At 44.0% G+C, this 22,639-nt stretch carries 19 protein-coding genes; 6 read left to right on the top strand and 13 right to left on the bottom strand.

Features of this window, described 5'->3' with window-relative positions; translation table 11 throughout:
• Nucleotides 1–30: 30 nt before the first annotated feature.
• The gene (locus CHH58_RS03875; protein WP_095260594.1) at nucleotides 31–798 is read right to left on the bottom strand and encodes an exodeoxyribonuclease III; all 768 of its coding nucleotides are present in this window, start codon (nucleotides 796–798) and stop codon (nucleotides 31–33) included.
• A 26-nt stretch (nucleotides 799–824) separates the two neighbouring features.
• Nucleotides 825–1,796 carry a quinone oxidoreductase family protein gene (locus tag CHH58_RS03870; RefSeq protein ID WP_095262051.1) on the bottom strand — a complete coding sequence of 324 codons (972 nt, stop codon included), beginning with the start codon at nucleotides 1,794–1,796 and terminating at the stop codon, nucleotides 825–827.
• A 119-nt stretch (nucleotides 1,797–1,915) separates the two neighbouring features.
• On the opposite strand from CHH58_RS03870, the gene shc reads away from it, so the two are divergent.
• Nucleotides 1,916–3,778, top strand: a complete 1,863-nt coding sequence (gene shc, locus CHH58_RS03865; RefSeq protein WP_095262050.1) for a squalene--hopene cyclase — start codon at nucleotides 1,916–1,918, stop codon at nucleotides 3,776–3,778.
• On the opposite strand, the gene CHH58_RS03860 is transcribed toward shc, so the two are convergent.
• The 4 genes from CHH58_RS03860 to CHH58_RS03850 all read right to left on the bottom strand — a co-directional run bounded on the left by CHH58_RS03860 (nucleotide 3,775) and on the right by CHH58_RS03850 (nucleotide 7,061).
• The gene (locus CHH58_RS03860; protein ID WP_095262049.1) at nucleotides 3,775–4,569 is read right to left on the bottom strand and encodes an SDR family oxidoreductase; all 795 of its coding nucleotides are present in this window, start codon (nucleotides 4,567–4,569) and stop codon (nucleotides 3,775–3,777) included. The two genes, shc and CHH58_RS03860, sit on opposite strands and share 4 nt — an antisense overlap.
• A gap of 11 nt (nucleotides 4,570–4,580) precedes the next feature.
• Complete coding sequence (locus tag CHH58_RS18735; protein WP_255220691.1) at nucleotides 4,581–4,709, bottom strand: hypothetical protein; 129 nt, start codon at nucleotides 4,707–4,709, stop codon at nucleotides 4,581–4,583.
• Between the two features lie 67 nt (nucleotides 4,710–4,776).
• Nucleotides 4,777–5,868: a glutamate 5-kinase gene (gene proB, locus CHH58_RS03855; protein WP_095262048.1), complete on the bottom strand. Its 1,092-nt coding sequence runs from the start codon at nucleotides 5,866–5,868 to the stop codon at nucleotides 4,777–4,779.
• 119 nt (nucleotides 5,869–5,987) lie between these two features.
• The gene (locus CHH58_RS03850) at nucleotides 5,988–7,061 is read right to left on the bottom strand and encodes a branched-chain amino acid aminotransferase (RefSeq protein WP_095227156.1); all 1,074 of its coding nucleotides are present in this window, start codon (nucleotides 7,059–7,061) and stop codon (nucleotides 5,988–5,990) included.
• Nucleotides 7,062–7,274: 213 nt separating this feature from the next.
• Here CHH58_RS03850 and CHH58_RS03845 point away from each other — a divergent pair, with 213 nt between their 5' ends.
• Nucleotides 7,275–7,592, top strand: a complete 318-nt coding sequence (locus CHH58_RS03845) for a hypothetical protein (RefSeq protein WP_095262047.1) — start codon at nucleotides 7,275–7,277, stop codon at nucleotides 7,590–7,592.
• A gap of 29 nt (nucleotides 7,593–7,621) precedes the next feature.
• Here the strand turns inward: CHH58_RS03845 and CHH58_RS03840 are convergent, their stop codons facing one another.
• From CHH58_RS03840 to gltB, 3 genes are all read right to left on the bottom strand, one after another.
• On the bottom strand, nucleotides 7,622–8,911 hold the full coding sequence (locus tag CHH58_RS03840; protein WP_170937509.1) for a globin-coupled sensor protein: 1,290 nt from the start codon (nucleotides 8,909–8,911) through the stop codon (nucleotides 7,622–7,624).
• 171 nt (nucleotides 8,912–9,082) lie between these two features.
• Nucleotides 9,083–10,567 carry a glutamate synthase small subunit gene (gene gltD / locus CHH58_RS03835; RefSeq protein WP_095262045.1) on the bottom strand — a complete coding sequence of 495 codons (1,485 nt, stop codon included), beginning with the start codon at nucleotides 10,565–10,567 and terminating at the stop codon, nucleotides 9,083–9,085.
• A 15-nt stretch (nucleotides 10,568–10,582) separates the two neighbouring features.
• Nucleotides 10,583–15,130 carry a glutamate synthase large subunit gene (gene gltB / locus CHH58_RS03830; protein WP_095262044.1) on the bottom strand — a complete coding sequence of 1,516 codons (4,548 nt, stop codon included), beginning with the start codon at nucleotides 15,128–15,130 and terminating at the stop codon, nucleotides 10,583–10,585.
• A gap of 132 nt (nucleotides 15,131–15,262) precedes the next feature.
• Between gltB and CHH58_RS03825 the strand changes: the two genes are divergently transcribed.
• A complete protein-coding gene (locus CHH58_RS03825) occupies nucleotides 15,263–16,165 on the top strand; it encodes a LysR family transcriptional regulator (RefSeq protein WP_095227161.1) in 903 nt (300 codons plus the stop codon).
• A 34-nt stretch (nucleotides 16,166–16,199) separates the two neighbouring features.
• Here the strand turns inward: CHH58_RS03825 and CHH58_RS03820 are convergent, their stop codons facing one another.
• Complete coding sequence (locus CHH58_RS03820; protein WP_095232844.1) at nucleotides 16,200–17,087, bottom strand: 5'-3' exonuclease; 888 nt, start codon at nucleotides 17,085–17,087, stop codon at nucleotides 16,200–16,202.
• Between the two features lie 133 nt (nucleotides 17,088–17,220).
• On the opposite strand from CHH58_RS03820, the gene msrA reads away from it, so the two are divergent.
• A complete protein-coding gene (msrA, locus tag CHH58_RS03815) occupies nucleotides 17,221–17,751 on the top strand; it encodes a peptide-methionine (S)-S-oxide reductase MsrA (protein WP_095227162.1) in 531 nt (176 codons plus the stop codon).
• Nucleotides 17,752–17,790: 39 nt separating this feature from the next.
• Here the strand turns inward: msrA and CHH58_RS03810 are convergent, their stop codons facing one another.
• The 3 genes from CHH58_RS03810 to CHH58_RS03800 all read right to left on the bottom strand — a co-directional run bounded on the left by CHH58_RS03810 (nucleotide 17,791) and on the right by CHH58_RS03800 (nucleotide 20,807).
• Entirely contained in the window at nucleotides 17,791–18,795 is a 1,005-nt protein-coding gene (locus tag CHH58_RS03810) for an LLM class flavin-dependent oxidoreductase (protein ID WP_095262043.1), read from the bottom strand.
• 182 nt (nucleotides 18,796–18,977) lie between these two features.
• The gene (locus tag CHH58_RS03805) at nucleotides 18,978–19,529 is read right to left on the bottom strand and encodes a GNAT family N-acetyltransferase (protein ID WP_095262042.1); all 552 of its coding nucleotides are present in this window, start codon (nucleotides 19,527–19,529) and stop codon (nucleotides 18,978–18,980) included.
• A 315-nt stretch (nucleotides 19,530–19,844) separates the two neighbouring features.
• Nucleotides 19,845–20,807, bottom strand: a complete 963-nt coding sequence (locus CHH58_RS03800) for a TRM11 family SAM-dependent methyltransferase (protein WP_095262041.1) — start codon at nucleotides 20,805–20,807, stop codon at nucleotides 19,845–19,847.
• A 132-nt stretch (nucleotides 20,808–20,939) separates the two neighbouring features.
• Here CHH58_RS03800 and CHH58_RS03795 point away from each other — a divergent pair, with 132 nt between their 5' ends.
• Together CHH58_RS03795 and CHH58_RS03790 are read left to right on the top strand one after the other, a co-directional pair.
• Nucleotides 20,940–22,112: a trans-sulfuration enzyme family protein gene (locus CHH58_RS03795; RefSeq protein ID WP_095262040.1), complete on the top strand. Its 1,173-nt coding sequence runs from the start codon at nucleotides 20,940–20,942 to the stop codon at nucleotides 22,110–22,112.
• 163 nt (nucleotides 22,113–22,275) lie between these two features.
• Nucleotides 22,276–22,584, top strand: coding sequence for a hypothetical protein (locus tag CHH58_RS03790; protein ID WP_095227167.1), 309 nt, complete (start codon nucleotides 22,276–22,278; stop codon nucleotides 22,582–22,584).
• Nucleotides 22,585–22,639 lie beyond the last annotated feature (55 nt).

Raw genomic sequence — 22,639 nt, 5'->3', positions numbered from 1 at the left:
TATTGTTTTAGGCATAAAGAAAAGACACCATTAAATGGTGTCTTCGTCCTTGATATATAAGCATACCGGACAATGGTCGCTACCCATTGTATCTGCATGTATTTCCGCTTCTTGTATTTTGTTTTTCCAACGTTCGGAGACGATGAAATAATCGATACGCCAGCCGATGTTCCGTTCTCTTACTTTATTCATATATGACCACCAGCTGTAGGCGTCGTCACGATCCGGATAAAGGTACCTGAAACTATCTACGAAACCAGAAGCAAGGAAAGCAGTCATCTTTTCCCGTTCTTCTTTCGTAAATCCGGAATTACCGTGATTTGTTTTATGATTTTTCAAATCGATTTCCTGATGGGCGACATTTAAATCGCCGCATAAGATAACAGGTTTCCTATTATCTAGTTCCTGTACGTATGAGAGGATCTTATCTTCCCATTCTAAGCGCTCAGCTAAACGTGCTAAATCCCGTTTAGAATTTGGGGTGTATACCGTAACTAAAAAGAATTGGTCATATTCTAACGTGATGATTCTGCCTTCAGGCTCAATAACACCTTCATCTAGTCCGTATGTGACATGAAGCGGTTTATGCTTCGTGAACACTGCAGTACCTGAGTACCCTTTACGTTCAGCGTAATTCCAATACTGGTAATATCCAGGCAGATCTAATTCAATTTGGCCCTCCTGGAGCTTCGTTTCCTGCAAGCAGAAGAAATCTGCATCTTGTTCCTCAAAGTAGTTTAGAAAGCCTTTCTTTACACAGGCTCTGATTCCATTAACATTCCATGATACCAACTTCATTTCTCAATTTCCCCCGTTGTTTCTTTCTAATCTGTGATGTGCAGAATTATTTTTCCTGCATGTGTTCTGCTTTCCATTAGCTGATGTGCCTTATTTGCATCCTCGAGCTTGAATTCTTGTATGCTGGGAAACGTAATATCTCCCATCTCTACTAAACTGATAACTTGATCAGCAATACGTTTCAAATCTTCTGGCCGTTTTTTACGTGTCGTTCCCAAGCTATATCCGAGTAGTGATCGGCAGCTTGCGTGGACATCTGATGTTTTAATAGAACCAGCAGCACCACTGGCATTCCCGTAGTTTACTAATCTACCATAGGGAGCAAGACAAGTAAAACTCTCTTCCATTACAGAGCCGGCTAGCGAGTCTAATATAAGGTCAACACCAGCGCCATCGGTCAAGTTCCGTACAGATTCTGAAAGATTATCATAAGTTATACAATGGTCTGCGCCAAGTTCCAAAGGCATAGCTGCTTTCTGATCTGAGCTTACGGTTCCAATTATCTTGCCTGCACCTAGCTTTCTTGCAAGCTGAATCAATGTAAGGCCTGTCCCTCCCGATGCTGCATGAACAAGCACAGTTTCTCTCTTACTAAGTCTTCCAACGCGCTCGAGCAGCATGAAAGATAGAAAAGCAGGAACAGGACACGCAGCAGCGACAGCTGTATCTACATGATCTGCAATCGGATAGACAAGCAACGCATTCGCTATAGCAAACTCCGCATATGAACCTGTCTTTACGAATGCGATAACTCGATCTCCAATATGCAGCCCGTTGACGTCTTGTCCAACCTTATCAATGATTCCGACAGCATCGAGTCCAAGTATGCCCGGGATTCCAGAACCCTTGGCGCCTTTCCGCTTTTTTATATCTGCAAAATGGACACTTGCTTTTAACACCCTTATCCTTACTTCTCCTGTTGATGGTTCGGGTACTGTTATATCTTTATATTCCAATACCTCCGGACCACCTGTACTTGCCGCTACAATTGCTCGCATAAATAAGCCTCCTACCTGAACGGGACATGATGACGAGTCATAATAAGCTATTCTACGCATATTTTATCATATTGCAGTATATTTTCCGTTCCATAACTCTCGGGAAAAGGAGCTGTATCATGAGCCAGGTCAACATGGAAGATGTGAAGATGGCAATTGAGAAGCGTATCAATAAGCTTGAAGAGCTGCAGCAGAAAGATGGAACTTGGCGTATGTGCTTTGAGGGTGCGATTTTGACAGATTGCTTCTATATCATCACCTTCACTTCCTTCGGCAAGGAAACAGATACCGTAGAGAAATTAAAACTCCAATTATTAAAAAAGCAACGGGACGATGGCAGCTGGGCAGCATACCCTGGTGAAAGAAACGGCAACTTATCAGCGACTGTCTTGGCATATGCTGCACTTCGTTTTTCAGGAGTCTCTGCTAAAGAGCTACGGGCTGCAGAACGCTATATCAGCACTAACGGCGGCATCAACAAAGCACACTTTATGATACGCTTCATGCTGGCAGTCCACGGTATGATACCTTGGCCTCACTTTTTGAAGTTCCCGATGACCGCGCTGCTTGTTCCGACAACTTTCCCAATAAATTTCTTTCAATTCAGTTCCTATGCCAGAATCCATTTTGTCCCGATGCTGCTATTGCTGAATAAAAAATTCAAACGAATCAGCATGCACAGCGTGCAGCTAGAGCATTTATTGTTTGAGGATGAATGGGATGATTTAACGGATGCTCGCTCTCCTTTTCGTACCATCACGAATGAATGGAGTCGTCTGGCTCGCCTGCCAGCCCGTCTGCACCGTGCTGGCTATAAATATGCAGAACAATATATGCAGGAACGAACTGAATCTGATGGCACACTCTACAGCTATGCAAGTGCCACTTTCTTCATGATTTACGCCTACATGGCACTCGGGTATGAAGAAAACAATCCAAAAATACAGCGGGCATTAAAAGGTATACATGGTCTTGTCAATGAAAACTGCAACGGCATTCATGTCGAAAATTCCACATCAACTGTATGGGACACAGCATTGCTCAGTTATGCACTTCAGCAGGCAGGTGCCCCTGTCAAACAAAATATGATTCAATCAGCCAATCATTATCTGCTGCAGCGACAGCATGTTCAAAAAGCAGATTGGCAAATCCATCAATCTAGCTTAGAGCCTGGCGGCTGGGGGTTTTCTGATACTAACACCAATCATCCAGATAATGACGACACAGCTGCCGCACTTCGAGCCCTCACAAGACAGGCTCGTCATGATCTTACTGTTAAGCGTGCTTGGAAAAAAGGATCAGATTATTTACTAGCGATGCAAAATAAAGACGGCGGATGGGCAGCATTCGAAAAAGATACGGACTGGTGGGTATTAGGAAAGCTTCCGATTGAAAATGCAGAAGATGCAGCGATTGATCCTTCAACTGCAGACTTAACTGGCAGGGTTATGGAATTCCTCGGAACGTATGCTAGTTTGAAAAAGGACCATTACAGTATAAAAAAGGCTGTCCGTTGGCTTTATAAGCATCAGCAGTTAAATGGATCATGGTACGGGAGATGGGGAGTTTGTTATTTATATGGGACATGGGCTGCTTTGACAGGCCTTGCAGCAGTTGGTGTAAATCCGACAGAAAAACATGTCAAGCGTGCGGTAAATTGGCTGAAAGCTGTCCAGCATGATGATGGTGGCTGGGGAGAATCGTGCCGAAGTGCAGAAGTAGGAACGTACGTAGATTTACCGATCAGTACAGTCGTTCAGACCGCCTGGGCTGTTGATGCCCTTATTGCCAGCGGCGAACAGGATAGCAAGGAGGTACAGCAAGGCATCAGCTTTTTGCTGTCAGAGCCTCTGCTGCAAACCTCGATTGACTATCCTACTGGCATTGGCCTTCCTGGCCAATTTTATATCCGTTATGAAAGCTATTCGCATATCTTTCCGCTGCTTGCTTTAAGTCATTACCGAATCAAAGCGAAGTCTTAACTAATACTTTTGACCATTCCGCCATCCACGACGAAAGCTTGACCAGTAATATACGAATTGGCAGAAGAACAAAGGAAAGCAGCCATCTTAGCAAATTCTTCAGGCATACCGTATCTGCCCATCGGGATAGATGCTTGGCTCTGCTGCTGCACGTCCTCCAAGCTTTTGCCTAGCTGATCAGCGGTCTTCTGATCCAGCTGATCGACCCGGTCAGTATGTATTTTTCCAGGACCAAGCGTGTTGATCAATATATTGTGTGGTGCCAGTTCCTGCGAAAGAGATTTTGCCAATCCGACAATTCCAGCACGGAATGTATTGGATAACAGCAAGTTATCGATTGATTGCTTAATGGAAGATGAAGCGATATTAAGAATATGGCCCCCTCCATTTGCCTTCATGATCGGAACAGCTGCCCGGATGAAACAGACGAAACTTAATAAATTCAGCTCGAAAGCTTGCTGCCAATCTTCATCGGCAAAATCCATAAGTTTACCGGCCGGTGGTCCACCAGCATTATTAACAAGGATATCAACTGATCCGGTATGCTGCTTAGCTGTCTCGACTGCTCGGGTAATCGCTTGTACATCGGTAATATCACAAACTGAATATGCAATAAGATCATTTCCGGATTCATTTATTATTTCATCACGTGTCTGTATCAGTGCTTGCTCATCACGGCTGACTATGTGAACGCAAGCGCCTTCTTTGGCTAACTGCAAGGCTGTCGCCTTACCCAGTCCTTTGCTGGCTGCAACGACCAATGCTGTCTTGCCCTTTAATCCTAAATCCATATGATCACTCCTTACTCTGCTGCTTTTGCGATTTTACTTCTGATCCAGCGAGCTGCTGTTTCCTCCGGGATCTCATATGTACCGCCTTCGCGAAGCAGTTTATTTTTATACATCGTTTGGACGAGCATGATTACTTTCATCAGTGCAACTCCTTTCTGGTTCTCATTATACACCGAAGCCGCCTAGCTGACAGGCTTGGCGGCTTTTTCAAAGGAATACAATATAATTTCGATGGACAACGGCTTTATGCCAAACAGAAGATGGATCAGTCTCGCGGTTTGTTAGCATTTCGCGTAGATCTGCAGATGAGATATCACTAATTCCACGGGCAATTGTATCTCCAACGGTTGTCTTGATTTCAACAACAGCAGACGAGGTAAAAGTTCCCTGTATTTCCGTGATTCCGATCGGCAGCAGACTTTTCCCATGCTCTAGCAAAGCTGTAGCTGCACCTGTATCGATCGTAAGGCTGCCTGTCGCTCTGGCATGATGCGTGAGCCATTGCTTCGTTTTGCGCTGCACCTCTGTTGCTTCGTCTCCTATATACGTACCTGCTCCATTGCCTTGGGAAATCTCCAGCAGCGTCGATTGCTCATTCGTTGTACCGATAAATACCGGCACTCCTAGTTCAAGCGCAGTCTGAGCAGCCAGCACCTTCGAATACATGCCTCCCGTACCGACATTGGATCCGGATGTCTGTTCAATGGATGCCTGCATTTCCGGAGGAATGGCTTCTAATTGCTGATATCGCTTCGCATCAGGATAGGTATTGGGATTCTTATCGTAAATACCGTCTACATCCGTTATTAGTATCAATAAATCAGCTTTCACGAGCCCGCTAACATAAGCAGACAGCATATCATTATCACCAAATGTCAGTTCTCGGATAGAGACTGAGTCATTTTCATTGATGATCGGAATGATATTACGCTTCAGCAGCTCCTGCAGTGTATTGTAGCTGTTATGATATTGATCGGAATTTGTGAAAACATCGCGTGTTAAAAGCAGTTGCGCACATTTCATATCATGTCTGCCGAAAGCCTCTGTATAAGCTTGAACGAGCAGACCTTGTCCAATCGCTGCTGCAGCTTGTTTTCCTTCAATTGTCACTGGTCTTGACGGGTATCCCAGCTGACGGAATCCAGCTGCTACAGCACCGGATGATACAAGTATCACTTCATGCCCTTCTTTGATTAGTGCAGCTATTTGATCCGTATGCTGGCGGATTTTGGATTCACTCATTCCCCCGCCAGATTCCGAAAGCATGCTTGAACCTATTTTTACAATTATTCTTTTCATATTCCATTCACCTTTTCGTCTAACAACTCATTTTAGTAACGATTATATAGCAAAACAACGCAAGCTCCTAGTCTAGAAACTAAAAACCCCCACTGCTATGTGTGGAGGTTCCTCTAAAGTTAGTTGACTTCGATTGTCCAGCCGAATGTATCTTCTACCTCGCCCTTTTGGATACCGACGATCGTTTCATAGACGCGCTTAGCAACTTCACCAGTGACGCCATTATTGATCTCGTATGTTTCTCCTTCATAGAAGAGCTTACCGACCGGTGAAATGACTGCCGCTGTCCCAGTACCGAACGCCTCTTCCAGTTTGCCTTCTTTCTGCGCCTGAACCACCTCTGCGATAGAAACGCGACGTTCTGTTACCGGATAACCCCAGTGCTTCAACAAATGAAGGACACTGTCGCGTGTAACACCTTGCAGGATGCTGCCGTTCAGCTGCGGTGTAACGATTTCACCATCAATTTTGAAAAATACATTCATACTGCCAACTTCCTCGATGTATTTCTTCTCCACACCATCCAGCCAAAGAACCTGGGAGAAACCAGATGCTGCTGCTACTTCTTGTGCTTTAAGGCTTGCAGCATAGTTTCCGCCTGTTTTCGCATCGCCTGTACCGCCTTTGACTGCACGTACATAGTCATTCTCCACTGCAATGCTTACTGGGTTAATACCTTCTTTATAGTAAGCCCCTACAGGAGAAAGAATGATGATGAACTTGTAGCTGATAGATGCAGCTACGCCAAGGAACGGCTCCGTCGAAATGATGAACGGACGGATATAAAGTGAAGTTCCTTCTGCAGTCGGGATCCAATCTTTCTCGACCGAAATGAGCTGTCGCAATGCTTCTAATGCCACTTCCTCATCCAAACGCGGAATACATAGTCTGTCATTCGAACGGTTAAGTCGCTCGAAGTTCTTATCTGGACGGAATAGCAAAACTTTTCCTTCTTTGGTCACATAGGCTTTCAAGCCTTCAAATACTGTCTGGCCATAGTGGAAGCACATAGCTGCCGGATCAAGCTCCAGCGGTGCATATGGCACAATCTGAGGATCATGCCAGCCTGTTTCTGTTGTATAATCCATTGTGAACATATGGTCAGTGAATACCTTTCCGAATTGAAGCGTACTTGCGTCCGGTTTCTGTTTTAGATTCTCACTGCGTGTAAAAGCAAAAGTTTGTTGTTTCAAAGCTAGGACTCCCTGTCATTTAAGATTTTCATTCTCTTTTTTGGTTAAATTGTTTCTAATGATAGAATATTGCGACAACAATATCTTATCAACAGATTATATAGGAGATTCTATATAGTTTCAACCTAAAATTTTAACAAAATTCCGTTCAGTATGTTAGGATAAACAAAGATTAGGGAAAAGAACAGCACATACATAAAGGAGGGACGGCATATGGAAATGGGTACAATTATGTGGATCATTTGCGGCGTCATTATTATCGGTGCACTGGCTATAGCAGCTGGCATGATCATGAAAGCTGTAAAATCAATGCTTGCAACAAAGAAAAAAATCGATAAGACAATGGCTCCAATGCAAGCGGATATGCAGACAATCAAGCAAGAGCAGACAGTTTTGCAGCAGCATCAGAAGGATATCCAGTCTAATGTCCAGTCTATTACTGAAGGATCGAAGACTGTTATTTCTTCCATTAAACAAGCACCTTCTGCATTGAAGGAGCAATTTAAACAAACACAGTTTGAAAGCAAATAACCAGCAGTCACTTGACTGCTGGTTTTCTTTTATGTAAGCTCATTTAATTGTCGGAGTACGCTTTCTGCTTGCTGCATAGCTCCTTTTACATCCATAAGCTCTCCAGTGAATTGTTTGATACTTTCCTCTGTTCGGCTGCTTATTTGTTCGTTACTTTGAGAATGCGTCATGATGTTCTCAAATTTTGAGGTTACATCTCCTAGCTGTACAGTTCCATTGGCAATCAAATCCTCTGCTGTCTCCATGAATTTGCTTACGTTACTAATCTGGGAATGCGTATCTTGAATCAATGCTGTTACATCAGACACAGATGATTTCGTTTCTTCCGCCAATTTCCGGACTTCGCTTGCTACGACGGCAAATCCTTTTCCTTGTTCGCCTGCCCGTGCAGATTCAATCGAAGCATTAAGAGAAAGCAGGTTCGTTTGCTCAGCAATACCTTCCACTAACCCAACGATACTGCCGATTTTAGCAGCTGCTGCCTCCAGCGCCGTCAGCTCTTTTTGCACCATTTCCATTTGCTCTCCGATGTGCTGCATCCGTTGCTGCTGGGACGCTAGACCCGCTTGGCCTTCCTCGGAATGGTTTACTACTTCTTTTGCCGTTTGTTTCGTTTCATTACTTTGTTCTGTCAGCTTTGTCGAGAATGTAACTAGCTCTTCCACAGCTCGGTTCACCTTCAAGAATATGCTTGTAAGACTCTCGGAAGTTACTTGTATACTTTCATATAGTTTATCTTGTTTTTCAATGTGCTCAATATGTACGCTTTCATGTTCGGTATTATAAGCATCCAACACAATTTGCTGTTCGATGTTAAAAATCTTTGTCGTGGCAAGTACGGCTATGCGGTAAGCTGCAAAATCAGTGAGATGCTGTTCGAATATGGATAACATCTGCTGCAATAGATCTTGGAAAGCGCCCATATACCATTTCGGCTCCAGTCCAATTTTCGCATGAATCAAGGCAATACGTTTGCGCTTCTCTACATAGTCAGCATCTACCTTGCCATCAAACATTTCCTGTATATGCCGTTTTAATGTCTGCTTCAATCGTTCTACAGAACTATTACTTTCAATAATAGCGAGCAAATTTTCCTGATTGGTTATGTTCTGATAAAAGCGGCTCACGATACTTTCAATCTCTGCACAGACTAATGGCTGCAATCCTGTTAACACACGCAGATCGACTTCTGTCAGATGAATCATATCAAGCTGTTTTTTCAACTCACCCTCAATTTTCAGTACTACTTTTGCTTCTTTAGATATATTAGTAAGTTCCACTGCTTCTGCTTGTCTCTCTTTTTTGCGTTTCAATAACATGCTGATCCTCCTCATTGAATCCCCCATCCCTTGTATATCGGATGAATACAGGCATTATGAAGTTGTTCTGACAAAATACTGGCAGGAATCCTGACAAGTTGCTGGCTTGCATTTCCTTCTGAAGGCATAATAAAAGCAGAACCTCCGTTAAACGGAAATTCTGCTTTATCATCAAGGTAATACAGTCTCACCCATTAGTTGAAGATCAACCTGTTTGGCAACATCTCTGCCTTCGTTAATAGCCCAAACAATTAGACTTTGTCCGCGGCGGGCATCGCCAGCGGCGAAAACTTTATCTACATTCGTACGATAATCTCCGTAGGCTGCTTCCACGCGTTTGTTTGGTGTTACATTCACACCAAACTCTGTAAGCAACGGCGTTTCAGTGCCTTCAAAGCCGATGGCAATCAATACAAGCTCAGCAGGCCATACTTTCTCAGATCCTTCAACTTCCTGGTAGACGAACATACCTTTCTCATTACGTACTTTCTGCATATCAATAGTATGCAATTCTTTTAGATTGCCTTGCTCATCCTTGACGAATTTCGTTGTCTGGATAGAGTATTGGCGCGGATCTTCCCCGTAAACTGCTTTTGCTTCTTTATGTGCATATTCCAAACCGAATACATGCGGATATTCTGGCCATTGGTTATCAGCACTGCGAGCAAGCGGCAGCTGTGGGTGTTTCCCGAATTGCGTAACGCTTTTTGCACCTTGACGAACAGCCGTTGCAATACAGTCTGCACCAGTATCCCCGCCACCGATAACAATAACGTCTTTACCTGCCGCATCAAACTCCGGCTGAATTGCTAATTTGTCATCAAGCAGCGCTTTTGTTGAAACGGTTAGATAATCCATTGCGATATGAATACCTTTAGATTCTCTTCCTTTGATTACAAGATCACGCTGCTGTTGAGCTCCTGTACAAAGTATCACCGCATCATATTGTTCACGAAGCTCTTCAGCAAGGATATCCTTACCGATTTCTGTGTTCAGGATAAAGTCGATACCTTCCTGACGCAGTAGGTTGATGCGGCGTTCTACCACTTCTTTTTCCAGCTTCATGTTCGGAATTCCATACATAAGCAATCCGCCAGCACGGTCAGCGCGCTCGTATACAGTGACTGTGTGACCAGCTTGGTTCAGCTGATCAGCACTAGCCATACCTGCAGGACCAGATCCGATGATTGCGACCTTTTTGCCAGTACGTTTTTGCGGAATACGCGGTGTGATCCAGCCATTTTCGAAACCTTTATCGATGATTGCACGTTCGATATTTTTGATGGCAACTGCCGGATCACTAATTGCTACTGTGCAGGAACCTTCACAAGGTGCCGGGCAGACACGGCCAGTGAATTCCGGGAAATTATTCGTCAGCATCAGTCTTTCCAATGCTTCCTTCCATTTACCCTTATACACAAGGTCGTTCCATTCTGGAATCAAATTGTAAATCGGACAGCCGGAAGTGGCTCCTCCGATCTCCATACCGATATGACAAAACGGTGTACCGCAGTCCATACAGCGAGCTCCTTGTGTCTTTAGCGTAGCATCAGAGAAAGGAGCGGCGTATTCGTTCCAGTCCCGGGTCCGCGTCTTTGGATCGCGTTCATTTGCTTCTTCTCTTTTGTAGTCGATAAATCCGGTTGCTTTCCCCATACTTCCACCTCTTTCTTAATGTACTGCTGCAGGTCTCTCGGATTCTTTCACTGGTTTTGGCTGCTGGTTTTTCAATACGAATGCTTCCATGACAGCTTCTTCCTGAGATAGTCCAAGCTCACGCTGTGCATCGATCTGATGCATCATGCTGCGGTAATCGATTGGAATCACTTTGACAAAGTAAGCTAGTTCCGCTTCCCAGTTTTCCAGGATGAAGGATGCTTTCTCACTATCTGTGTAAGCAACATGCTTCTCAATAGTACCCCTAAGCTCAGCGATCTCTCTCTCATCAGATAATTGTTCAAAGTCAATCATTTCTGTATTGCAAAGCTGCTTGAACGCTTCCCTGTCAGCTGTATGAATGTAAGCAATTCCGCCTGACATTCCTGCAGCAAAGTTCTTGCCAACTTCACCGAGTATGACAACCTTACCGCCGGTCATATATTCACAGCCGTGCTCTCCGATTCCTTCTACAACAGCTGTTGCACCACTGTTACGGACAGCAAAACGTTCTCCTGCCATACCGTTGATATATGCTTCACCGGAAGTCGCTCCATATAATGCCACGTTACCAGCAATTACGTGCTTAGCAGCAGATGCTCGGAATTCAGCCGGCTTCTTAACGATCAATTTCGCGCCGGATAAGCCTTTACCAACATAGTCATTGCTATCTCCCGTTACTGTCAGGGTCATTCCCTTCGGTGTGAAAGCACCAAAGCTTTGCCCGGCTGAACCATGGAAATGCAGATTCACTGAGTCTTCCGGAAGTCCGGCTTCAGCAAACTTTTTACTGATTTCACTGCCAGCAAGCGTTCCTGCTACACGGTTGATATTGCGGATAGGAAGTTCCAGGTTAACTTGTTCTTTGCCAGATAAAGCTTTTTCTAGATGCGGCAGAATATCTGTTGTGTCCAATGCGATATCGATCTTATGGTTTTGCGGCGTGCTGTAAGTACGAGCTCCGTCGATTTGATGCAGCAGTCTGCTTAAATCAAGCTGTCCTGCTTTCCAATGAGATTGTGCTCGCTCAGATACTTCAAGTACATCTGTACGTCCAACCATTTCTTCCATTGTGCGGAAACCAAGCTCAGCCATAATTTCTCTTACTTCTTGTGCAATGAATGTCATGAAGTTGACGACATGATCCGGGTCACCCATGAATTTTTTACGAAGCTCAGGGTTTTGCGTCGCGATACCAACTGGGCATGTATCAATATGACAAACACGCATCATAACACAGCCAAGAACTACTAATGGCGCTGTTGCAAAACCATACTCCTCTGCACCAAGTAATGCCGCCATAACAACATCACGGCCAGTCATCAATTTACCGTCGGTTTCCAAACGGACACGGTCACGCAAACCATTCAGCATAAGTGTCTGGTGTGCTTCCGCTAATCCGATCTCCCATGGAAGGCCAGCGTGTTTGATACTAGTTTTCGGTGATGCTCCTGTTCCGCCGTCATAACCACTAATGACGATTACATCTGCAGCGCCTTTTGCAACACCAGCAGCAATCGTGCCGACGCCGCCTTTTGCGACTAATTTAACACTGATTCTTGCATCGCTATTCGCATTCTTCAAGTCGTGAATCAGTTGAGCCAAATCCTCGATGCTGTAAATATCATGATGCGGCGGCGGTGAAATTAAACCAACACCTGGAGTCGATTTCCGAACGTCCGCAACCCACGGATATACTTTTTTGCCTGGAAGCTGTCCGCCTTCCCCGGGTTTTGCACCTTGCGCCACCTTGATTTGCAGCTCATTCGCTTGCACAAGATAAGAGCTCATCACTCCGAAACGACCTGAAGCTATCTGCTTAATGGCACTGCGACGGAGATCACCGTTTTCATCCGGCGTATAACGCTTAGCATTTTCGCCGCCTTCACCACTATTGCTTTTACCGCCTAAACGGTTCATCGCAATTGCAAGTGCTTCATGTGCTTCTTCACTGATCGAACCGAATGACATGGCTCCTGTTTTGAAGCGTGTCACGATGCTTTCGACCGATTCAACTTCTTCAAGTGGAATTGCATTGGACTTTTTGAAATCGAATAAGTTACGAAGGAAACCGAGTCGTTCTTGATCGGCAGCTTCGGTATATTCCTTGAACAACTCATAGTTATCCTGACGGCATGCCCATTGAAGCGTATGGATCGTTTTCGGATTAAATGCGTGATGCTCGCCGTTTTTACGCCACTGATATTCACTGCCTGTTTCCAAGGCTGCTGATGTGGATTTATAGCCTGCATGATGACGTTTTCTCGCTTCTTCTGCAATCGTCTTTAAGTTAATTCCATCAAGCTGGGATGTTGTTCCAGTGAAATACTTAGAAATAACTCCATGACTGATACCGACTGCTTCAAAAATTTGTGCACCGCGGTAGCTTTGCACCGTACTGATGCCCATTTTGGACATAACCTTGACGACACCCTCTGTCATAGCAGCAGCATATTGTCTGACAGCTTCGGGATAAGACAGCACGATATCTCCTTTATCGATGCTTTCCTTCAGTGTCGCATACGCCAAATAAGGATGAATGGCATCTGCACCATATCCGAGAAGTGTAGCCACATGATGCACTTCCCGTACTTCCCCGGCAGAAGCGATCAAACTAACCTTCGTCCGAAGACCTTTCCGGACAAGATGCTGATGCAAGCCACTTACAGCAAGCAAAGTAGGAATCGGCACATAGATATCCGACATAAGACGATCAGTCAGTACGAGTACGCTGACACCTTTGCTGATTGCATCTTCTGCTTCTTGGAAAATGCGTTCCATACTCTTCTTCAGATTTTCTCCAAATAAAGTGTGAATCTCCTGAAGCTTGAAGTCGCCGCTCTGCTCAGAAACCAACTGTTCCAGCTGATTGTTTGTAATAACAGGTGATGCTAATTTAATCCGTCTGCAGTTCGTTTCATCCGGATGAAGAAGATTACCTTCTTTTCCAAGATAAGAAAGCGTACTTGTAACGATTTGCTCCCGATATGCATCGATCGGTGGGTTCGTTACCTGGGCGAACAACTGCTTGAAATAAAAGAACAATGACTGTGGTCGGTCAGACAGCACTGCAAGCGGTGTGTCATTTCCCATAGCCCCGATCGGGTCCTTGCCTTCTGATACAAGCGGAACGATGTACTTCTGCACATCTTCATATGTGTAGCCGAAAGCTTTCTGTTTCGTTACAAGGTCCTCAACAGCACTATCATCAGACACTGTTTGATCATGGAGTTCCACAATGTTCTCATCCAGCCACTGCTGGTAAGGTGCTGCGGCAGCCATTTCCTGCTTGATTTCCTCGTCAGGAATTAAACGTCCTTGCTCCATATCCAGTAGAAGCATCTTGCCAGGGCTTAGACGGTCTTTCAATAGAACATTCTCTTCTTCCACATCTAGAACGCCTACTTCTGAGGACAGAATCAAATGGTCATCCTTTGTTACGTAATAACGTCCTGGACGCAGACCATTACGGTCAAGGACCGCACCGATTTGTTTGCCGTTTGTGAATGAAATGGCCGTCGGGCCGTCCCATGGTTCCATCAATGTGCTATGATAAGCGTAAAAAGCACGTTTTTTCTTATTCATGTATGGGTTTTTATCCCATGGTTCCGGAATCATCATCATGGCAGCATGAGCCGGTTTACGGCCAGCAAGCACGAAGAACTCAAAAGCATTATCCATGATGGAAGAGTCACTTCCGTCTGTATCAAGAATCGGCAGGATCTTCGCTGTATCCTTGCCGAAAGCTTTTGATACAAGCTGCTTTTGACGAGCACGCATCCAGTTGACGTTTCCTTGCAACGTATTGATTTCCCCATTATGGATGAGATAACGGTTTGGATGGGCGCGTTCCCAGCTTGGGAATGTATTCGTACTGAAACGAGAGTGCACAAGTGCAAACGCACTTTCGAATAGCGGATCCTGTAAATCCAGATAGAACTGATCCACTTGGACAGATGTCAGCATCCCTTTGTAAACGATTGTCTCGCTGGAGAAGCTGGCAAAATACAAATGCTGATGCATTTCTTTCGCTTCGTTTTCCGCCTGTTTGCGGATAACATACAGCTTACGCTCGAATGGGAGTCCTTTTTCTGTTTCCTCCCCTTTGCCGACGAAAAGCTGACGGACAAATGGTTTTACATCCTTTGCCATAATGCCGATGTGCGTGTCATCGACAGGTGTCGTGCGCCAGCCGATAACATGCTGGCCTTCTGCTTCTACAAGAGCACTGATTTTGCTTTCCAGCTCTTCCTGCTGGGCGTCTTGCGTGTTGAAGAAGATCATGGCAACACCGTAATCTCCAGGTTCAGGTAACGAAAATTCTGTCTTTTCGGAAAAATAACGGTGTGGCAGCTGCACCATGATACCTGCTCCGTCTCCTGATGCAGGATCGCTCCCCTGTCCTCCACGGTGATCAAGCTGGCAAAGCAGTTGCAATCCTTTTTGGACAATATAATGGGCGGCTTTACCTTTCATATGTGCGTATAAACCGATTCCGCACGCATCGTGCTCAAATTCCGGTCGGTATAAGCCTTGCGCTTTTGGTAGGAAATGAAATGCCATTATTAATCCCTCACTCTCTGTCTCGAACCGACATGTTGTCTTATAGTACATTGTAGGTTTTCTAATTGATCGAAACAATATATAATTTAGATAGAATCAATCTCATTTTGAGATAGATAGGGGGATTACAGCATGGAATTGCGTCAACTACGCTATTTTATCGAGGTTGCAAAGCGGGAGCATATGTCGGAAGCAGCCGAATATTTGCATGTTGCACAGTCCGCCATCAGCCGTCAAATCAGCAATTTAGAGGATGAACTCGAAGTAGATCTGTTTGAACGGGAAGGCAGAAACGTCAAACTGACCAAAATTGGCCGCACTTTTCTCTCCCATATCGAAACGGCCATGCAGGCAATCGATTATGCAAAAAAGCAAATCGACGAACATTTAGATCCGGAGCGAGGTTCAATTAAGATCGGCTTTCCAACCAGCTTGGCTGGTCAACTTCTGCCGACTGTCATTTATTCCTTCAAAGAAGCCTATCCGAACATCCAGTTCCAGCTTCGCCAGGGAACATATCAATTTCTAATCGAACAAGTGTCTCGCGGTGATATAGATATTGCCTTCATCGGCCCTGTTCCAAGGGACCACGACCGAATTGAAGGAGAAATTCTCTTCACCGAGAGCTTTTCTGCGCTCGTTCCAGTCGCGCACCGATTTGCAGAACGGGAGCAGCTGCATCTGAAGGATCTGCAGAGCGAGCAGTTTGTTCTTTTCCCAGAAGGATATAAACTGCGCCAGCTTGTGATGGATGGATGCAAGAAAGCTGGATTTGTACCGACTGTATCATCAGAAGGTGAGGATCTGGACGCTATAAAAGGGCTCGTAGCAGCCGGCATCGGTATCACTATCTTGCCGGAAAGTACATTCTATGATGCTACGCCCAGGATGACTACGAAAATACCAATTACATTTCCCGAAGTCAGAAGATCGGTCGGTGTCATCATACCGAAAGAAAGACAAGTGGCGCCGTCTGAACGATTATTCTACGAATTCGTCCGGGATTTCTTTTCCCGCTTACAGCAATTTAGATGAAAAAAAGCGATTGTGCATAACGCACAATCGCTTTTTAGTTTGCCAGCTGGTCAGCAGCACGTAGTAAACGGCTCAGCTTTGTCAGTTCAAATTCCTCAAGCATTGTCTGTTTTTGCTTCTCATCTACTGCCCAAACAGCATCTTCAAGCTCACAGCTGATCGGAACTTCGCAATGGATAGCAGCAAGCTTTCTGCTCAAATGCAGGTTGTCCAAGTCGGACTCAATTTTCTTTCGTACACCTGCTGGAAGTTCTTCTAGATTCTCGAGCAGCTTATCGATATTTTCAAATTGAGTCAATAGCTTAATAGCTGTTTTCTCACCAATACCTTTAACTCCTGGATAGTTATCAGAACTGTCCCCCATTAAACCTTTCATATCGATGATTTGAGCCGGCGTCAGACCCTTTTGTTCGAAAAAGCTTGTTTCCTGGAATATTTCGTAGTTGCCTTCACCTTTTCGCATAATCGCAACATCGATATTCGGCCGAACAAGCTGCAGCATATCCTGGTCACCAGTGAGAACGGTAACCTGATGTCCTTCTGCAGCATAAAGGCTGGCTAATGTACCGATGCAGTCATCTGCTTCGTAGTTTTTCAATCCTATATTCGGGATACCATATCCAGCTGCAACCTGCTTGACTGCTTCAAATTGCGGAATCAGCTCAACAGGCGGTGCCTCACGATTCCCTTTGTACGTATCCAGCATTTCACTGCGGAATGTCTTTGAACCCATATCCCAGCAAGCAGCAACATGTGTCGGTTCAAAATGATCAACAGCAGCTGCCAAATGACGGATGAAGCCATGCAAACCATTTGTCGGCATTCCCTTAGAATTAATCATGTAATAATTTCGGTAAGCAGTAGCATGAAATGCGCGGAACAATATTGCCATGCCATCTATTAGTAAAATATGATTTTTCATAACGAAATTCATTGTCTCCTTTTCTTTCTCATCCTTCTTATTTAAGTTTACGAGCTTTTATTTTAACATACTAGTACAAGTTAATTATATAGGGTAAAATAAGTCATATTGCACCAGGAAGGAGCTATTAACTATGACAACAAACTTTGCTAAAGCAACATTCGCAGGAGGATGCTTCTGGTGTATGGTAAAGCCGTTTGATCAATGGGACGGCGTCGAATCAGTCATCTCCGGTTATACAGGAGGACATGTCGAAAACCCGACATACGAACAAGTGAAAACAGGTACTACAGGACATTATGAAGCTGTCGAAATCACTTATGACCCAACTAAAATAACATACAAGCAAATAGTGGACCTATATTGGCCGCAAATCGACCCTACCGATGCAGGCGGTCAGTTCCAAGATCGCGGAAATCAATACCGTACAGCCATCTTCTATCATGATGATGTGCAAGCAGAACTTGCCCAGTTCTCTAAAAAAGCAATTGATGAAAGCGGAAAATTCAAGCAGCCGATCGTAACAGAGATCCTGCCTGCAGCTGTCTTCTACCCCGCTGAGGACTATCATCAGGACTTTTATAAGAAAGAAAAAGAAGCTTACGAAGAAGATCGTGCCAAATCCGGCCGTGATGAGTTCATTGAAGAGCATTGGGATAAATAAAAGGAGCGAGTTTTTCGCTCCTTTTTTAAATCGATAGGTTTACATAATATTATTATGGTCGACTTCTTGTTTGATAAGTTCATATGATTTCCATTTAGCTACTTTATCGTAGATATTCGTAATCAGCATGAACTCGTCAGCTTGATAATACTCCTGCAGCCTTTCCAGCTCTTTCCTTACTTTTTCAGGTGTTCCAATTACACAGCGTTTGCGGTTTTGCCGGATTGTTTCTTTATCTGCTTCCGTCAGTTGGCGCTTTTTTATAAGTTCTGGCGATGGAATCTGCGTATCGCGCCCTTTCCCGACACTCAGCAGCCAGTGATCCTGACTCTCCGCTAACTCTTCCGCCTTCTCTTCTGTTTCAGCGCATACAACAAATATACAAACAATACCATAAGGCTTTTCCCTCGTAACAGACGGGCGGAATGCTTCCTTATATATAGGCATCGCATTTGGTTTGGCAGGACTAATGAAATGACCGAACACAAAACCGATACCAAGATCTGCCGCTCGCTTGGCACTGCCTTCCGATAAACCAAGCACCCACAATGGCGCTGGCTCTTTGACCCGCGGAGATGCTTTTACTGAACGATAGGCATGCTCGCGTGGAAGGGAATTATATAGGAAACCTTGCAATTCCTCTAGCTTTCTCGGAAATCCACCCATCCCGTTTTCGGCTCCATCTGCCAAAGCGCTTCGGGTCTGTTCATTTCCGCCAGGTGAACGGCCAACTCCAAGATCCACTCGACCTGGAAAAAGTCCGGCTATTGTATGAAATGTTTCCGCCACTTTCAGCGGGCTGTACTGCGGCAGCAGGACGCCGCCTGTCCCTACTTTTATTGTATTTGTCGCACTGGCAATCCGCGTTGCCATGATTTCAGGTGCGACGCTCACTAAACCATTAGTATTATGATGCTCCGCAAACCAGTAACGCTCATAACCTAATCTTTCCGCATGCTGAGCCAATTCCACGCTTTCCTGCAATGCCTCCTCAGGCGTTGCGCCTCTCCTGATCGGTGCCTGATCTAGTACGCTAAGCTTCATGCGCCCACCTCTTCTCTGCTCATCTCACTTCTTATTGTAGGGAAAGTGGTGGGAAGCATACAAGGTATCCGCTCAATAACGCAAAAAGTACTTTAAAAACCGAAACCCACGCTGATTTACTCAATGGATTGATCGCACGGTTTATATAGACTTCGCATTGAGGCAACGCCTCAATTATAATTTTATCTTAATATTTTTCGTTCTAAAGTATCCTCTACCAACGACCAAGCTTCATGACAGCTTGGAGCTGTGATAAATGGTTTAAATCCATAGTTTAGATACATATTAATCGCTTGGTAACTTGTTGTTTGCGAAGTAAGATAGGCCTTTGAATGATAGTTGGCCAAGATATTCATAGCTGCACTTAGTAAAGGTTTGGATAGTTTTTTCCCTTGGTATGCAGGAACAATTCCCACCCAATGAATTCTCCCTAATACTTCTCCATCGTCCTTTAAGTTGCCATACCATGCAGTTGTTGTTCCAATCACTTCTCCATGCTCATTCTCGATGAACACACATCTATTTATCATTTCATCAATATGTGGTCCAAATTCTTTACGAAAGTGCTTTAGTGCAGATTCTTGATTTTGAAATTCATCCACACTTGCTTCCACACGTGCCCAATGATGTTCGTCACCTTTTTCAAATAATCTTATGCGAAATCCATCTGGAAGCGGGTGTTGCGGGATATCCACCAAATCTTCTCTCACCATACGAAGTGAAATTCTTTTCATTTAAATCAGCTCCTTATACGATTCCATGCCTTGTACATCTAGATTTAAAGCCGACAGCGGTTAATTTCACTAATTATTTATGTATTCCACTATAGAAGTGCTTAACTTCGAGCCGTTTTTCTATAATCATCTGAAGTGGCATATCCATTACTTGATGCTGCGCCAGTGACAATTGAAATCCCAACCCCCTCATGAATCCGTTTTCATTTAATCCTCTCCAGTAAAAGTGAATCATAATTCCATAAGTTTTACCGTTTTTTTGAAAAACATGATATAGAAAAATCTAATAATTAAGTATCTCAACGTAAAAAAGCCTCATTCACAAACCACTACCTGCCTCGAAAACAACGCCTTCACTCCCTTATTAGCAACACATCGATCCATTATTGTAAAGCCTGCCTTCCCAATCATCTCGTCCATATCTTCGATAGTTAGAATAACCACTCTGTCGGCGATCCTTCTGGCATGCTTAATAATCGTGTACTGTTCTTCCGCTGTTGCACGGGAATAGAGATTATAAGGCATATCAATAATCGCGACGTCATAGTGCCCTTCTTGCTCGGCAATATCTTGAACTACCACTTCCCCTTGATAGTCAAAGTGGGCAATATTTTCCCGAGCTCCCTTAACCGCTAGTGGATTGCGATCCGCTCCAGTTATGGTTATCCCCATCGAGAGTGCTTCCACCAGGACTGTGCCGATTCCACAGCAAGGATCAATTACACTAACATCTGCCGAGTCTGGAACTGCGATATTCACAACTGCTCTGGCTAGACGTGTACTTAGAGCCGTCGAGTATTCCTGCGGTTTTTTAGCATGATGCAGCCATACAGATTCACTCTCTAGATAGCTGCCGAAATACCAGCGACCTTTAAACGGAACGATTCCAAACAGAACATCAGGGTTACGCATTTCTGCCTCACCTATAATATTCCATCCAACTTCTTTCTCAATAGCCCGCTGGTCTTCGAATGCAATTTTCTGGTTGCTTGGAAGGTCATTTATTTTAATATAAACCACCTTGAATGTTTTGTTATCAAGCTCAATCTGGGTTACTTGTTTAACAATCTCTTCAATAGAATCCCCGGAATAAAGAATAGAAAGTCTTCCTTTTATAAACGGACTTCTACTGGGTTCAATCATTCTTGTACTTTTAATAAGGTTGTCTGTTTCTTGTCCAAAAAGCATTCTTTGCTCTAGTCTGCAGAGTGAACCTTCCTCCAGACCCTTTGTATATACATATAGATATTCATTCGTTTCGATGCTTCGATTTTCCATGCTTTAGCCCTTCTTTAAGCCCGTATTCTCGTTAAAGAACCATTATACCAAAAGATAAGGATTCAACTTACAAAGTATGAGAAATATTAAAATCCACATAATGAAACTAGACAAACTCTAGGAGCGAAAACCATGGCAAAAAGTGAGGAAAGAATGAAAGATATCGAAATATGCATGCATTACGGCGAAGTCCCGAAAAGTTATAATGGTGCAATTATTCCGCCGACATTTAGCAATACTCTATTCGTTTACCCTACCTTTGAAGAATTAGGGAAAGCAGTGTCGAATGAACAAAACCATTTTGTTTATACACGGGGAACGAACCCAACGGTACATATAGCCGAACAGAAATTGGCTAAACTGGAACGCGGGGAAGCTTGTAAATGCTTCGCATCTGGTATGGCTGCAATTAGTGCTGCATTGCTAAACAGTCTTAAAAGCGGTGATCATGTATTGTGCATTAGCAATGTCTACTTCTCTTCTATGGATTTACTTACTTATATGGAAAAGTTCAACGTTTCGCACTCTGTTATATATTCCACAGACCTCGCTGACATTGAGGAAGCGCTGCTTTCCAATACTAAAGTCATCTATTTTGAATGCCCGACAGATCACAATTTCCGGCTGATTGATTTAAAAGCCCTGGCCAGCTTGGCAAAATCAAGAGGAATTCGAACGATTATAGACAACACATGGGCAACACCTCTCTTTCAGAAGCCATTAACCCACGGGATTGATATCGTCGTACATTCCACCTCGAAGTATTTGGGTGGACACAGCGATTTAATGGGAGGCGCTGTTATTTCCAGTAAGCAGATAATCAGTAAGATGTTCACCGATGAATTCATTGTATTTGGAGGTATAATGCCTCCTAAAGAAGCGGCCCAGCTATTACGCAGTTTACGTACCTTACCTATACGTATGAACACGCATGAAGCAAATGCACTTGAAGTTGCGAAGTTCTTAGAATTCCATCCAGCTGTAGAGGCAGTGCATTATCCGGGACTGCCATCCCATCCTGATTTCGATTTGGGACAGAGACAATTAACTGGATACTCCGGATTACTAAGCTTTTCATTGAGAGATGCTACTTATGAAACGGTAAAAAAGGTGATCAACAAGACAAAGGTGTTTCAAATTGGAGTATCCTGGGGTTCCTTCGAAAGCTTGATTATGTCTCCCAACTACGGGAATAATGATGAGCAGCTTAAGGAGGAACATACCAGTCCAGGACTGATCCGTATATCGGTTGGACAAGGCGATGCGGATGAGTTGATACAGGATTTAAAGCAAGCTTTGGAATAAATAGCCAGACAATGCTACGTAACTTGTCTATGTAATCTACAGTAATTTTATGATAAGTTGAATAATAGTATATAAATCAATGCGTTCTTTTTCCCCTATTGCCATAGCTATAACTTCAGGTTTTCCATTTCCGTTATTTCAATAATTTGAGAGGGGATCAAACATGAAGAATGTAGCTCTAATTGGAGGTATTATAGGACTGCTCTTTTCAATAATTGCGCAATTATTTGCTGTTATCGACGATTCGTATACATTCGGCAATATAGGCTTTTTGGGAGTATTTAGCGGAGTAGTTGCAATCGTTTGCTTTTTTTACGTAAATAAAAAGCCATTACTGGCCGGATGGTTACTAATCCTTACTACAGCAACTGGAGTTTATGCGCTTGCCGGACTTTATTTAATACCAGGTACCATGACTTTATTAGCAGGTATTCATACGTTAAGCAAAAGAAATGAAAATGGAGCAAGTTGATGAAAAAGGATTAAAAGGCCAAGTCTACAATAGACTTGGCCTATACACGTTAGAG

This window comes from Terribacillus saccharophilus, assembly GCF_002272745.1.
In the GTDB taxonomy this organism is placed as follows: Bacteria; Bacillota; Bacilli; order Bacillales; family Amphibacillaceae; genus Terribacillus; species Terribacillus saccharophilus_B.
Note: the sequence above shows the minus strand (reverse complement) of the source record. Positions and strands in the feature narration are given on the sequence as shown.